Source organism: Oleiagrimonas sp. MCCC 1A03011 (genome assembly GCF_003267965.1).
In the GTDB taxonomy this organism is placed as follows: domain Bacteria; phylum Pseudomonadota; class Gammaproteobacteria; order Xanthomonadales; family Rhodanobacteraceae; genus Oleiagrimonas; species Oleiagrimonas citrea.
Genome location: NZ_MSPY01000004.1, coordinates 150347 through 163890, shown reverse-complemented (window position 1 = coordinate 163890; position 13544 = coordinate 150347). Strand labels below are relative to the sequence as shown.

Here is a 13544-nt window from a genome sequence, read left to right as displayed (position 1 = left end):
TCTTGCGTCCTGCGCGGAATCCGCCTTTACTCGTTTCTCGATGTCCCACTTCTGATACGCACCGTGCCCGAACTCGCCACTCGTCGTCTGCTGCCCGCCCTGCCGCGCCTGCCGCGCGGCGTGCCGCGTTCGGGTGTGTCGGCGGATGCGCGACGTGCGCTGCGGCTGCTGATCGCCGATGCCGACCGGGCTCTGGCGGCCTCCTTTGCGGCTGGTGCGGACGCCGGTGCGCTGGCGCGGCGCCGTTGCGAGCTGGTGCAGCGCGTGCTGCTGCATGTCTGGACCGCCTTTCTCGGTGCGCCCGAAGGCGTTTCCCTGTTCGCGGTCGGCGGTTTCGGGCGTGGCTTGCTGTTCCCGCATTCGGACGTGGACCTGCTGGTGCTGGTCACCCCGCAGTCCGGCGAGCGGCAGGCGCCGGCGCTGCAGCGATTCTTCGCTTGTCTGTGGGATATCGGTCTGAAGCCCGGCAGCGCGGTGCGCGATGCCGAACAATGCCGCGCGCTGGCCGCCGAGGACGTCAGCGTCTTCACCAGCATGATCGAAGGGCGCTGGCTGGCCGGCGACGCGGGCATGCAGGGCGATTACAACGCGATCGTCGAGGATCCGGCGCTGTGGCCGCCGCAGGCTTTTCTCGAAGCCAAGCTGGCCGAACAGGCCCAACGCCACGCGCGGCACGACGATACCGCGCACAATCTCGAACCGAATCTCAAGGACGGTCCGGGCGGTCTGCGCACGCTGGATCTGATGCGCTGGCTCGGGCGGCGCGTGGCCGGCGTCGGTGATTTCGATGCCATGGCTGCCGAGGGGTTGCTCGATCCGGCCGAGCACGAAGCCATTGTCAGTGCCGAATCGACCCTGCAGCGCTACCGGTTCGCGCTGCATCTGGAAGCGGGGCGCGCCGAGGAGCGTCTGCTGTTCGACTACCAGCGCGCACTGGCCGCGAGGCTGGGTTTCGAGGACGAGCATGCCAAGAATCTGGGTGTCGAGCAGTTCATGCAGGGCTACTACCGCGCCGCCACGGTGATCGAGCGGCTGGGCGTGCAACTCGGCGAGCGTTTCGAGGAACTGCTCGAGCCCGATGTGACGCCGGAGCCGCTCAACGATGATTTCATGCGTTTGGGCGCGCGTCTGGAACCGCGCGATCCCGACCTTTTCCTGCGTCGTCCCGCTGCGTTGATCGAAGGCTTCGTGCTGCGTCTGGATCATCCCGAGCTGGTCGGTTTCACTGCCGAGACCATGCGCCGGATCCAGCAGGCCGCAGCCGACCGCGGCACCGAGATTGGCGAGGATCGCGCGGTGCTGGATGCGTTGCGCGCCTTGCTGCATCGCGGTGCGCCGGCGGTCGAGGCACTGTGGCGGATGAACCGCTTCGGGCTGCTCGCCGCGATCCTGCCGCCGTTCGCGCGCGTGGTCGGGCGCATGCAGTACGACCTGTTTCACGTCTACACCGTCGACGAGCACACCATGCGCGTGTTGCGCAATGTGGCGCGTTTCGCCGATCCGCAGGCGCGCCGCGAGTTTCCCATCGCCTGCGAGATCTGGGCGACGCTGGATCGCCCGGAAATCCTGCTTCTGGCCGCGCTGTTCCACGACATTGCCAAGGGGCGCGGTGGCGATCATTCCGTGCTGGGCGAGGCCGACGCGCGCGATTTCTGCACGCGTCTCGGCGTGCCCGACGAGGACGGGGCCCTGGTCGCCTGGCTGGTGCGCTGGCATCTGCTGATGAGTACCACGGCGCAGCGGCAGGACATCACCGACCCGGACGTGGTGCATCGCTTCGCCACCGAGGTCGGTGACTGGGAACATCTTGACCATCTCTACCTGCTGACCATCGCCGACATCATCGGCACCAGCCCGAAGCTGTGGAATTCGTGGAAGGATCGTCTGCTGGCCGATCTCTACGTGGCTGCGCGCTACGCGTTGCGCTCGGACCTGGCCCTGCCGCTGCGCGCCGAGGCGCGTGTGCGCGACTGCCGTGAACGCGCGTTGTCGATGCTGCTCGATGATGGCTTCGATGCCGACGATGTCGCCCACATTTGGGCCGACTTCCCCGATCTCAGCTTTCTGCGACATCGCCCGGAACAGGTCGCCTGGCAGACCACCGCCATCCTCAATGCCAAGGGCGAGTTGCCGCTGGTCGAAGTGCATCCGTTCTCGGTGCGTGGTTGCACTGAGGTGTTCGTGTACGCGCCGGATCGCGACGGTCTGTTCGCCACCGTGACCGCCATGCTCGACCGCATGCGTTTCTCCGTGGTGCAGGCACGCGTGCTGGGCTCGCCTACGGGCATGGCGCTCGACACCTTCCTGCTGCTGGAATCGGAGACGCAGGAACCGGCCAGCCTGGAGCGCGCCGAGGACCTGCGCGTGCGGCTGGCACGCGCGCTGGCCAGGCCGGCCCGCGCGCAGCCGGCCAAGCGCAATCTGACGCGGCGACAGCGACATTTCCAGATGGCTCCGCGCATCGAGTTCACGGACGACGTCGCCGCCGGGCGGACCCAGCTGGCGCTGGTCTGCACCGACCGGCCGGGGCTGCTGGCCGTGGTGGCGCAGGCGTTCGTCGAGGTCGGCGTGCGCGTGCACGATGCGCGCATCGCCACGTTCGGCGAACGCGTGGAGGATTTCTTCCAGCTCACGGACGGCGAGAACGGGCGACTCGATCCCGCGTTGCAGACCCGTCTACGCGAGGCCCTGCTGCCTCTGGTGGGGCCGCAGCGCGAGGCATCCTGAATCCGGGGCGATGCTTGGTGAACGGCGCGGCGTCACGTATCGTCGTCGCACTCCGCATCGCGCGGTCACCATTCGGGGAAACGACATGAACATCGGAAAGTCAGGCCGTTCGGTCCTGGTCGCATTGGCGTTGTGCGCGTTCGCGCTGCCTTCACTGGCTGCCGAGCACCATCAGGCGTCCAAGCACAAGGCGGCGGAGGTCAGCTGGATCCATCCCGTGATCGCCAAGTTCGGCGGCGTGCACCCGCGCACGGACGTCGACATGCAGCCCAATCCGGCGGTCGACTACAAAGTCTTCGTCGACGTGGTCAGCGCCAACGACGACCCGGGCAAGATGTCCGGCTCGCTGGATCGCCTGGCCCGTTTGGTGAACCTGATGGGTTTCGCCAAGGTGCCGTCCAATCACGTGCACATCGTTGCGCTGCTGGAAGGCAAGGCGACGCCGCTGGCGCTGGACAATGCCACCTACCGTAAGCTGTTCAAGCACGACAATCCGAATCTGGCCGTGCTGCACGCGCTGAAGAAGGCTGGCGTGAAGCTGATGATCTGCAGCCAGGCCATGGCCGGACACGGCATCAAGGACGACCAGATCGATTCCGCCGTGACCATCACCCTGTCGGCGCTGACCGACACGGTCATCTACGGCCATCGCGGCTACAGCTACATGCAACTGTAGGCTTTCCGCATTGCCCATATGGACGGCCGTCGCGGCGACGCGGCGGCCGTTTTTCGTGCCGCGACGGTGACAGCACGCGGTGCCTGCGTGTACTCTTTGCAGCTTGTATCGAGATCCTGGAATCCCCGCCGCATGTCTTCCATCGAAGCCCTCATCGACGACGCCTTCGAGCGCCGCAACGAACTGACCCAGAGCGAGATCGAGACGCACATCCGTCCGGCCGTGGCGCAGGCGCTGGACCTGCTCGAATCCGGCGAGCGTCGCGTCGCCACGCGCGAGGAGAACGGCGACTGGACCGTGCATCAGTGGCTGAAGAAGGCGGTGCTGCTGTACTTCCGCATCAACGACAACAAGGTGGTCGACGGCGGCCCCGCGCAAGCGTTCGACAAGGTGCCGCTGCGTTTTCCGCTGGGCGACCACGACGAGCTGCTGAACCTCGGCGCACGCGTGGTGCCGGGCGCGCTGGTGCGCCGCGGTGCGCACATCGCCCGGAACGCCGTGCTGATGCCCAGCTACGTCAACATCGGCGCGCACGTCGGCGAGGGCACCATGGTCGACACCTGGGCCACCGTCGGTTCCTGCGCACAGATCGGCGCGCACGTGCATCTGTCCGGCGGCGTCGGCATCGGCGGTGTGCTGGAACCGCTGCAGGCCGGTCCGACCATCATCGAGGACAACTGCTTCATCGGCGCGCGTTCGGAAGTGGTCGAGGGTGTGGTGGTCGAACGCGGAAGTGTGATCGGCATGGGCGTGTTCCTGGGTCAGTCCACGCGCATCTACAACCGTGCCACCAGCGAGATCAGCTACGGCCGCGTGCCCGCCGGCAGCGTCGTGGTTGCCGGCAGCCTGCCGGCCAAGGACGGATCGCACAGCCTGTACGCCGCCATCATCGTCAAGCAGGTCGACGAGAAGACCCGCGCCAAGACCGGTATCAACGAACTGCTGAGGACCGCGCAATGACCGTCACCGTCTACGGACTGAAGACCTGCGATACCTGCCGCAAGGCGCGCAAGTGGCTGGACCGCTTCGAGGTTGCCTACGACTTCGTCGACTATCGCGAGCAGCCGGTTCCGGCCGCCACGCTGAAGGACTGGGCGGGGCAATTGGGCGGCTGGGAGAAGCTGGTCAACAAGGCTTCGACCACCTGGCGCAACCTGCTGCCGCAGCGAAAGGATCCGGGCAGCGATCCGGAATGGACGCTGCTGATCAAGGAATACCCCGCGCTGGTGCGCCGTCCGGTCGTGGTGCTGGACGACGGCAGCGTCAGTGTCGGTTTCAAGGACAATCTGTTCAAGCAACGGTTCGGACGCTGACATGAAACGCGCCGTGACTCGCCGCTATCTGACCAACCTGCGCATCGAGCGTGACAACGCCGCGCTGTACGACGGCCTGGCCGCGCTCAGCGACGACGCCCGTGCTGCACGCGCCTATCGCCGGATCGCCGAGGCGGAGTGTGCCAATGCGGACTTCTGGGCCGGGCAATTGCAGGCGCTCGGCGTGTCCGCGCCGCCTTATCGTCCCAGCATCCGCGTGCGTTCGCTGCTGTGGCTGGCGGAGCGCTTCGGCAGCGACTTCGTCATGCCGACCGTGGCGCGCATCACGCATGCGGATCATCACGATACGCCGGTCGATCGCCGGGATTACCGCGATCATTTCCGCAATGCCGGCCACGCGCTGCCACGCAGCGGACTGCGCGGGCAGGACGGCAATACCCTGCGTGCAGCGGTACTGGGTGCCAACGACGGTCTGGTCTCCAACGTCAGTCTGGTGATGGGCATGGCCGGCGCCGCCGTGGCCGATCACGCGGTGCTGCTGGCGGGACTGGCCGGTCTGGTCGCGGGCGCCTGCTCCATGGCGCTGGGCGAATGGCTGTCGGTGAACAGCTCGCGCGAGTTCTATCAGGCGCAGATCACCGCGCGCGCAGAGCGGCTGGCGGTCGCACCGGAAGACGTGCGCCAGCACATTGCCGCGATCTATCGCGAGAAGGGGCTGGGCGAGGCCGCTTCCGAAACCATGGCCGCGCAGCTGGTCGACAGTCCGCGTTCGGCGCTGGACCTGCTGGTGCGTGAGGACATGGGCGTCGACCCGGAAGACCTGGGTGGTTCGGCCTGGAGCGCGGCGCTGTCGTCGTTCGCGCTGTTCGCGTTGGGCGCGGCGTTTCCGGTTGCGCCGTATGTGTTCCTGCACGGTCGCGCGGCGCTGGTCGGCAGCGTGATCGCGGCGGCTGCCGGTCTGGCGCTGATCGCCACCGCGACCTCGTTGTTCACTGGCCGGAATGTCGGGTTCTCCATCGCGCGCCAGTTCGCCATCACCACGGCGGCCGCCGGTGTCACCTGGCTGTTGGGCAACGCGCTGGGCGCGGTGCTGAGCTGACCGGTCGGCTGTCTCGGGCATCCTGAGCGTTTTTGCGAGACGAGACTTTCATGCGCGCGCTGATCTTCGGCAACTCCGGTTCCGGCAAGAGTACGCTGGCGAAAAGGTTCGCCGCGCGGCATGGTTGCGCGCATCTCGACCTGGACACCATCGTCTGGGAGCCGGGGCGCATCGCGGAGGCGCGACCGATGGAGCGGGTGCTGGCCGATCTCGATGCGTTCATCGCGCAGCACGAGACCTGGGTCATCGAAGGCTGCTACGGCGATCTGGTCGAACATGCGGCGCACGCCTGTACCGAGCTGCTGTTTCTCAATCCCGGACGCGAGGCCTGTCTGGCCAACAACCGGCGTCGGCCGTGGGAGCCGCACAAGTACGACTCGCCGGCAAAGCAGGACGCGATGCTGGACAACCTGCAGGCCTGGGTGAGCGGCTACAACGAACGCGACGACGCCTGGTCCTACGCCGCGCATCGTCGCCTGTTCGATGCGCATGCTGGCGAGAAGACCGAATACACCACGCTGCCGGCGATGGACTGACGCAGTACTTGCGCGTCGCGCGGCCTTGCGTCAGCCTCGACGCGATACTTTCGCTCTCTTGCCTTCCATGTCCGACGTTCTCGATCTCACCTGCGAACTGATCCGCCGCCGTTCCGTGACGCCGGAGGATGGCGGTTGCCAGGACCTGATCGCCGCGCGTCTGGAACGCGCGGGATTCCGCATCGAGCGCCTGCGTTTCGGCGAGGTCGACAACCTGTGGGTCACGCATGGTGCGAAGGACGCTCCGACACTGGCGTTTCTGGGCCACACCGATGTCGTGCCCAGCGGTCCCGAGGACGCCTGGGCCACGCCGCCGTTCGAGCCGACGATCCGCGATGGCGTGCTGTACGGTCGCGGCGCGGCGGACATGAAGGGCAGCGTCGCAGCGATGGTGGTGGCGCTGGAAGCCTTCGTCGCCGCGCATCCCGATCATGATGGTCGCGTGGCGCTGCTGTTGACCAGTGACGAGGAAGGCGACGCCATCGACGGCGTGCGCAAGGTGGCCGATGCCTTCAAGGCGCGCGACGAACGCATCGACTGGTGCGTCGTCGGCGAGCCGTCGGCGAAGGCGCAGCTCGGCGATCTGATCCGCGTCGGTCGTCGCGGGTCGCTCTCGGCCACGCTGACCGTGCGCGGCGTGCAGGGGCACGTGGCCTATCCGCTGCAGGCCGACAATCCGATCCACCGGTTCGCACCCGCGCTGGCCGAACTGGTCGCCGAACACTGGGACGACGGCAACGACGACTTCCCGCCGACCTCGCTGCAGGTCTCCAACATCCATGCCGGGACCGGTGCCAACAACGTCATTCCGGGCACGCTGGAGGCCCTGTTCAACTTCCGCTACAGCACTGCGAGCACCGCGGAACAGCTGCGTGCGCGCGCCGAGGCGATCCTCGATCGGCACGCGCTGGATTGGCATATCCACTGGCACGATTCCGGCCGTCCGTTTCTCTCCCCGCCCGGTGGCAGGCTGCGCGAGACCGTCGTCACGGTCTGCCGTGAACACGTCGGCCTCGACCCCGAGCAGAGTACCGGTGGAGGGACGTCCGATGGCCGTTTCATCGCTCCGCTGGGCGTGGAGGTGGTCGAGCTGGGGCCGGCCAATGCCACCATTCATAAAGTCGACGAATGTGTCGCGGTCGCGGACCTGGAGCGCCTGCCGGGACTCTACGGGGCCATTGCCGTATCCCTTCTCTGAACGCATGCAGGCCGCTGTGCTCGGCCCCTGTGCACCAATCGAACGAAGACGAAGCTGATTCATGTCCGCCGATCTCATACGAACCGTCGCCGCCGTGATCGCGAACGATGCCGGCGAGGTGCTGCTCGTACGCAAGCGCGCTTCCGATACCTTCATTCAGCCCGGTGGAAAGATCGAGCCGGGCGAGGCGTGGCTGGAGACGCTGGCGCGAGAGCTCGAAGAGGAGCTCGGCGTGCGGCTCGATCCGGCCACGGCCGTGCATCTGGGCGAATTCGAGGAACGCGCCGTGCACGAACCGGGTCGGCGCGTGCGGGCGCAGGCATTCCATGTGTCGGTGGTCGGAACGCCCTCACCGCAGGCGGAAATCGAGGCCATGGCCTGGGTCGATCCGCAGGGGCCTCGCGATGTGCGGGTCGCGCCGCTGAGCGCTGGTCACATCCTTCCCGCCTTCGTGGCTTGGCGACGCACGGCGTAGTGCGGGTTTGGGCCGCCGCGTCCCTTACTTCGACCGGTGCGAGGGCGTAGCATGCGAGGTCCGCTTCCGAGGGAGCATGCACTCATGCGATCCACGATTCTGCGTCACGTCCTCCGATTCGGTGCGTTGCTGTCGCTGTTCGCCCCCATCCTCGCGTTGGCCGGCGAGCCGGTCACCCTGCACACGCGCGACGGCGGCGCCGTCTTCGGCACCTTCACGCCTGCGTCCGAGAGCGGCGGAAAAATTCTTCTGCTGTTCCATCAAGCCCGGGCCAGCCGGCACGAATACGATCCGCTGATCCCTGCCTTCAATCGGCTGGGCTTCGACACCCTGGCGATCGATCAACGGTCCGGCGGCGATCTGTTCGGCGGACACAATGAGACCGTGGCGAAACGGGGCGCATCCACTGGCTACCTCGATGCACGGCCGGACCTGGAAGCCACGCTGGCCTGGGCTCGGGCACGGCAGTACGCGACTATCGTGATAGTGGGCAGCTCGTATTCCTCTTCACTGGTGTTGTTGCTGGCCGCGAAGCATCCGGAGGGCGTGTCGGCAGTGGCGAGTTTTTCGCCCGGCGAATATTTCGCCGACAAGCACCGGGTCAAGCGCGCCGCGGCGAAGATCCGTATGCCGCTGTACATCACCACGGACCCCGCGGAAGAGGTGCGCGTGAATGAGGTGCTGCGGGATGCCCACGGTGCGAACATCACGCGCTACCGGCCGAGTGCCGGCGTGCACGGCGCTTCGACGCTGGTATGTGCACGCGACCCGCAGGGCTGCGAGGCGAATCTGCGCAGTTTCGAGACCTTTTTGCGCAAGATCGGCGGCAAGCCGGCGCAGCCTCATCGAGGCACTCAGCCATGACCGTCACGATCACGCGCGCGCTGTGGTTCGGCGTGGCCGTGGCGACGGCGTTGACTGCATGCCAGCGCTCGCCCGAATCGTCCGATGCTCCGGGAAGGAGTTCTTCCGTGAATGTCCCGGTAGCGGCCGCAACAGTTTCGAGCGCACTGGAACAGCACATCAGCACCAGGCGCTACCGTATCGACGTCACCTATCCGCCGTTGTCGCCCGAGGCCGATGTCCTGGCGCGGGCCCTGCATGCGCGTACCGAAGCAGCCCGGGTCGATTTCATGAAGGGACTGCCTGATCCGAAGACCCTGCCTGAATTCGCCGATCGCCAGCTGCGGATGATGATCGACTACAAGGTGGCGTCGCGCACGCCGGCCTTCGTCAGTGTGCGCGAGCAGGGAATGATGGACACGGGCGGCGCGCATCCGATTCCGCTCGACGGAACGTTCGTGTTCGACCTGCCGCATCGCAGACTGGTGGCGTTCGACGATCTCTTCGTCGATCCTGTCGCGGCGCGCGCGAGGCTGTCCGTTCTTGCGCGCAAGGCGCTGTACGCGAAGCTTCTGGACAAAGTGCCGGGCGGCGACAAGACGCCGGCCAAGGTGCGCAAACAGTGGCAGGACAACATGCGCGGCATGATCGACGACGGCACGCGACCGACCGCGCAGAACTTCGGCGAATTCCTGGTCGACGGCGGCGGTCTCGATGCGCCGCCGTCGCTGGTCCTGGTGTTCTCGCCGTATCAGGTCGCGCCCTACGTGTACGGGGCGCAGACCGTGAAGGTGCCGCTCAAGGACTTCGCGTCGATGCTGAAGCCGCCATACCGGGGCGCCTTCGGATTGGCGCCCTGAGCGGACGGAAGAGGATTCAGGGGCCGAAGATGGCCTTGATGCCGCTTTCGGGCGGCATGCCGCTGAGGCTGTGGATGCGGCCCTGCTCGTCCTTGTAGACGATGCCCGGCGTGCCGTCGATGCCGAACGTGTTCATCAGCTCCACATTCGCGGCAATCTTCGCGCGCGTGGCCGGCGGAATCGTGGCGGCCAGCTTGATCGGGCTGTCGCGGAAGTCGCGTTCGTTGCGGGCGAACGCCTTGATCGGGTCGGCGGCGTCCAGCACCGATGCTGCGCGTGGCAGGCTCTGCGGCTTGATGACGGCGACCAGCAGGTAGCGCACCTGCACTTCGCCGTTCTTCACCTGCGGGCGGATCGCGTTCCACAGGCGATGGCAGTACGGGCATTCGGTGTCGGTGAACACGTAGACCGTGCGCTTGGCGTGCTTCGCGCCTTCCGAAATCCAGTCGGCCTTGGCCAGCTTGCTCCAGGCATTCTTGTCGATGCCTGCCGAAGCGCGGTCGGCGAAGGCGTCGCGAGTGAGGTCCTTGCCGTCGGCGTCGAACAGGTTGCCGACCACGGTGTGCTTGCCATCGGGCAGCAGATAGACCGGCATCGGCTGCCCGCGGTATTCCCCGATGAAGCCCTTGAAGCCGTCCGGCGCGGGCATGGTTCCGCGGATGTCGATGCCGTTGGCCTTCAGGGCGCGAACGGGGGCGGGGTAGGCGGTCTTGCCGCTGTCGGCGCGCGCGTGGCCCGGGGCCAGCAGAGCCAGGCACAGCAGGCCGAGCGAAAGAACGGAAGTCAGTTTCAAGGGGCGTCTCCGGAAACGGGGGCGGGGGAAGCGAGGTGCGACAGACCTTCGGCCAGCGTCGCGGCGGAAAGTTCACCGACGTGGATGTCCCGCACGGTGCCGTCGGCGTCGACGAACAGTGTGGTTGGCGTGCCGCGCAGATTGAACTGGCGAGCGAGCTGCTGACTGTCGTCGATCAGCACGTGGCGCGGCGCGCGCGGGAGTCCGCGCAGGTAGGTGCGGACCGTCTCGGCCGATTCGGCCTGGTCGACGAACACGAAGCGGACCCCGGTGTCGCGCGCCTGCGCGTCGATCAGCATGGGCATCTCACGACGACAGGGTGGGCACCAGGTCGCCCACAGGTTGATGACCATCGGCTTGCCGGTCAAGGCGCGCAGCGAAACGGGCGCGCCCTTCAGGTCGTGCAAGGTCAGATCCGGTAGCGGCCGCTGCATGGCGGCGGACAACTGCGCGACGACCAGCGTGGCGACGAGCCAGGTGCCGAGGCCGAAACTGCCGGCGACGGTCAGCGGCATGCGCAGACGCGGTCGTCGCCACAGCAGCACGAGCAGTGCGACGAGCAGCGCGATGACGCCAGGCCAGGCCATGAAGCCACCGTCACGCACGTTCAGCATGCTCAGCGGATGGGCGGCGTAGTCGGGCCAGCGGCGCACGACGAAGGCGACGCGTGCGACCAGCAGCGCGGCGAGCAGGGCGATCCAGAGCGGCGTTTGCACCGCCGCGGCGCCGCGTTTCTGTAGTGCGCCGGCCGCCATCATCGCCACGGCGACGGCCAGTAGCAGCACCAGCAGCGGCGTCTGGAACAGGAACGGACCGATCGCGATGCCCTTATCCACGCGGATTCCTGCGTCGACAGGCGCGGGTGGCAAGGCTTCGATGCGCTGCGAGGGGCGTCGACAGTTTCACACGGTCTCGAAAAAACGTCGGAACACGCATCTTAGGCGGCGGTCCCCGCATGTGGAAATCGGTGCGACCGAATGTCGCCCGAATGTCGCCGCCCGCGCCAGGGCGGGCGGCGACAGGAGTATCAATGCTTCTCGACCACCGGCAGCTCGACGTAACTGGCCTCGCCCGGCGCGTGGTAGATGCGCTGGGTGGCCTTCACGTAGTCCTTCGGCTTGGCGAAGAAGATGTTCTTCACGTAGGTCTGTGGGTTGCGGTCGTAGAGCGGGAACCAGCTCGACTGCACCTGCACCATGATGCGGTGGCCCTTGCGGAACATGTGGTTCGCCGTGGGCAGCTCGAAGCGATACAGCAGCGGCTTGTTCGGCGTCAGCGGGTGCGGGTGGGCGTAGCTCTCGCGGTAGCGGCCGCGGAAGATGTCCATCGCCACGGCCAACTGGTAGCCGCCCATCTGCGGATCGTCGGCGACCTGGTCCGGGTACACGTCGATCAGCTTCACCACCCAGTCCGAGTCGGTGCCGCTGGTGGATGCGACCAGATGCACCTTGGGCATGCCGGCGATGGTGACGTCGTGGTCGAGCACCGGCGAGACGAAAGTCGCCACGTCGGTACGGCCGGAGAACGTGCGCTGGTCGTCGACAAGCCACTGCGGCCAGGTCAGTCCGCCGTCGTAGCCGACCGGCTGACTCGGGCGCGCGCGATACGGCACCGGCTTGGCCGGATCGGAGACATAGCTCGTGTCCTTGGCTTCGCTGGCGGTTGGCGCGTGGAAGCCGGCCTTGCCGCCGGCATGCAGATAGAACGGCGTCGGCTGGATGGCACAGTCGTGGGCGCAGCCGGACGGCCACGATTGCAGACGCTCCCACTGATTCGCGCCGGTGCGATAGGCCGTGACCGGTGCGACCGGGTTCGGCGGGGCGTTGTCCTTCAGGTAGTGCGCCAGGAACGGCGCCAGGATGTGCTTGCGGAAATAGGTGCCGGTGTCGCTGCCGAACTGGATCGCACCGAGCGAACGGGCGTCCTCGATCTCCTGGCCGTGATGCCACGGGCCCATCACCAGGTAGACCATGTTGTTGTGCGTGTCCTTCGGTTCCAGCGCGCGGTACACGGCGGGCGCACCATAGATGTCCTCCTGGTCCCACAGGCTGTGCACCAGCATCACCGGCACCTTCAGCGGCTCCTTGGCCAGCACCTTGTCCATCGCCTGCTGCTGCCAGAAGCTGTCGTAGGCCGGGTGTTCGACGATCTTGTTCCAGAAACCCAGCTGCTCCATGCCGTAGGCCTTGCCCATCGCGCCGGCGGAGCCGTAGTGCATGTACAGGTTGTAGTCGTCATGGAACGCGCTCCACCAGTGCTGGGTGTTGTCGCGCGTGGCTTCCTGTTCGTAGATGTACGGCATGTTCTGCTGGCGGAACGCGCCGTGGTGGAACCAGTCGTCGCCCATCCAGCCGTCGACCATCGGGTTCATCGGCACCGAGACCTTCAGCGCCGGATGCGGGTGCACCAGGGCCATCAGTGGTTCGAAGCCGTCGTAGGAGATGCCCAGGATGCCGACCTTTCCGTTGCTCTGCGGCAGGTGCTTCACCAGCCAGTCGATGGTGTCCCAGGTGTCGGTCGACTCGTCCACCGGTGTGTCGTTGAGCGGGCCGCGCAGCGGCCGGTTCATCACGTAATCGCCTTCCGAGCCGTACTTGCCGCGGATGTCCTGGATCACGCGGATGTAACCGCCGTCGATGATGGTGTCGACGGCATTGTCGTAGCCCTGCAGCGCCGGTCCCATGTGCGCGCTTTCGTGGCCATCGACCATGTGCGTGACCATGCCGGAGGCGTTGTACGGCGTGCGCGTAAGCAGGATCGGCGCGTCCTTGGCGCCCTTCGGAATCACGATGACGGTATGCAGCCGCACGCCGTCGCGCATCGGGATCATCACGTCGCGGATGGTGTAGTTGAAGGCGTCGCGCGACGGCTTGAACTGTGTCGGCGTCTCGCTCTTCAGTTGCGGGTAGAGCGGTCGCAGCGCGACGGCGGCCTGGGAGGCGACCGTAAGACAGACGCCGACAAGCAGCGCGATACAGAAATGGCGAATGGAACGTTTCACGAATCACCCCCGGATGGACGGCCAAGCACAAACATAGCGCGGTTGGATGCTCTGTGCATGGG

Annotated in this window: 13 protein-coding genes; 10 read left to right on the top strand and 3 right to left on the bottom strand. The window is 66.7% G+C overall.

Annotation, left to right across the window (positions count from 1 at the left end):
- Window positions 1-63 precede the first annotated feature (63 nt).
- The 10 genes from glnD (at window position 64) to BTJ49_RS10040 (ending at window position 9688) form a co-directional block, all read left to right on the top strand.
- A complete protein-coding gene (glnD, locus tag BTJ49_RS10085) occupies window positions 64-2727 on the top strand; it encodes a [protein-PII] uridylyltransferase (protein ID WP_240601807.1) in 2664 nt (887 codons plus the stop codon).
- 85 nt (window positions 2728-2812) lie between these two features.
- Window positions 2813-3403, top strand: a complete 591-nt coding sequence (locus BTJ49_RS10080) for a DsrE family protein (protein WP_113065389.1) — start codon at window positions 2813-2815, stop codon at window positions 3401-3403.
- A gap of 132 nt (window positions 3404-3535) precedes the next feature.
- Window positions 3536-4363, top strand: a complete 828-nt coding sequence (gene dapD, locus BTJ49_RS10075; protein ID WP_113065263.1) for a 2,3,4,5-tetrahydropyridine-2,6-dicarboxylate N-succinyltransferase — start codon at window positions 3536-3538, stop codon at window positions 4361-4363.
- Window positions 4360-4716, top strand: a complete 357-nt coding sequence (locus BTJ49_RS10070) for a Spx/MgsR family RNA polymerase-binding regulatory protein (protein ID WP_113065262.1) — start codon at window positions 4360-4362, stop codon at window positions 4714-4716. The genes dapD and BTJ49_RS10070 overlap by 4 nt, the downstream gene beginning before the upstream one ends.
- A 1-nt stretch (window position 4717) precedes the next feature.
- Window positions 4718-5776, top strand: coding sequence for a VIT1/CCC1 transporter family protein (locus BTJ49_RS10065; protein ID WP_113065261.1), 1059 nt, complete (start codon window positions 4718-4720; stop codon window positions 5774-5776).
- Window positions 5777-5826: 50 nt separating this feature from the next.
- A complete protein-coding gene (locus BTJ49_RS10060) occupies window positions 5827-6312 on the top strand; it encodes a shikimate kinase (RefSeq protein WP_113065260.1) in 486 nt (161 codons plus the stop codon).
- Between the two features lie 67 nt (window positions 6313-6379).
- On the top strand, window positions 6380-7510 hold the full coding sequence (gene dapE / locus BTJ49_RS10055) for a succinyl-diaminopimelate desuccinylase (RefSeq protein WP_113065259.1): 1131 nt from the start codon (window positions 6380-6382) through the stop codon (window positions 7508-7510).
- 61 nt (window positions 7511-7571) lie between these two features.
- Complete coding sequence (locus BTJ49_RS10050) at window positions 7572-7985, top strand: NUDIX domain-containing protein (protein WP_113065258.1); 414 nt, start codon at window positions 7572-7574, stop codon at window positions 7983-7985.
- Window positions 7986-8069: 84 nt separating this feature from the next.
- The gene (locus BTJ49_RS10045; protein WP_168184711.1) at window positions 8070-8849 is read left to right on the top strand and encodes an alpha/beta fold hydrolase; all 780 of its coding nucleotides are present in this window, start codon (window positions 8070-8072) and stop codon (window positions 8847-8849) included.
- Window positions 8846-9688 carry an RsiV family protein gene (locus BTJ49_RS10040; RefSeq protein ID WP_168184710.1) on the top strand — a complete coding sequence of 281 codons (843 nt, stop codon included), beginning with the start codon at window positions 8846-8848 and terminating at the stop codon, window positions 9686-9688. The genes BTJ49_RS10045 and BTJ49_RS10040 overlap by 4 nt, the downstream gene beginning before the upstream one ends.
- 16 nt (window positions 9689-9704) lie before the next feature.
- Here BTJ49_RS10040 and dsbG read toward each other — a convergent pair whose 3' ends face one another.
- The 3 genes from dsbG to BTJ49_RS10025 form a co-directional block, all read right to left on the bottom strand.
- Window positions 9705-10481, bottom strand: a complete 777-nt coding sequence (gene dsbG, locus BTJ49_RS10035) for a thiol:disulfide interchange protein DsbG (RefSeq protein WP_113065255.1) — start codon at window positions 10479-10481, stop codon at window positions 9705-9707.
- A complete protein-coding gene (locus BTJ49_RS10030) occupies window positions 10478-11317 on the bottom strand; it encodes a TlpA disulfide reductase family protein (RefSeq protein WP_240601806.1) in 840 nt (279 codons plus the stop codon). Before BTJ49_RS10030 ends, dsbG begins: the two co-directional genes overlap by 4 nt.
- Before the next feature lie 191 nt (window positions 11318-11508).
- Entirely contained in the window at window positions 11509-13482 is a 1974-nt protein-coding gene (locus BTJ49_RS10025; RefSeq protein WP_240601805.1) for a CocE/NonD family hydrolase, read from the bottom strand.
- Window positions 13483-13544: the final 62 nt, after the last annotated feature.

What these genes read in the sequence shown, in the direction of transcription:
- BTJ49_RS10050 (WP_113065258.1), top strand. Translation starts at nt 7,572, where the DNA reads ATGTCCGCCGATCTCATACGAACCGTCGCCGCCGTGATCGCGAACGAT.
- BTJ49_RS10040 (WP_168184710.1), top strand. Translation starts at nt 8,846, where the DNA reads ATGACCGTCACGATCACGCGCGCGCTGTGGTTCGGCGTGGCCGTGGCG.
- BTJ49_RS10045 (WP_168184711.1), top strand. Translation starts at nt 8,070, where the DNA reads ATGCGATCCACGATTCTGCGTCACGTCCTCCGATTCGGTGCGTTGCTG.
- BTJ49_RS10070 (WP_113065262.1), top strand. Translation starts at nt 4,360, where the DNA reads ATGACCGTCACCGTCTACGGACTGAAGACCTGCGATACCTGCCGCAAG.
- BTJ49_RS10080 (WP_113065389.1), top strand. Translation starts at nt 2,813, where the DNA reads ATGAACATCGGAAAGTCAGGCCGTTCGGTCCTGGTCGCATTGGCGTTG.
- dapE (WP_113065259.1), top strand. Translation starts at nt 6,380, where the DNA reads ATGTCCGACGTTCTCGATCTCACCTGCGAACTGATCCGCCGCCGTTCC.
- BTJ49_RS10065 (WP_113065261.1), top strand. Translation starts at nt 4,718, where the DNA reads ATGAAACGCGCCGTGACTCGCCGCTATCTGACCAACCTGCGCATCGAG.
- dapD (WP_113065263.1), top strand. Translation starts at nt 3,536, where the DNA reads ATGTCTTCCATCGAAGCCCTCATCGACGACGCCTTCGAGCGCCGCAAC.
- BTJ49_RS10060 (WP_113065260.1), top strand. Translation starts at nt 5,827, where the DNA reads ATGCGCGCGCTGATCTTCGGCAACTCCGGTTCCGGCAAGAGTACGCTG.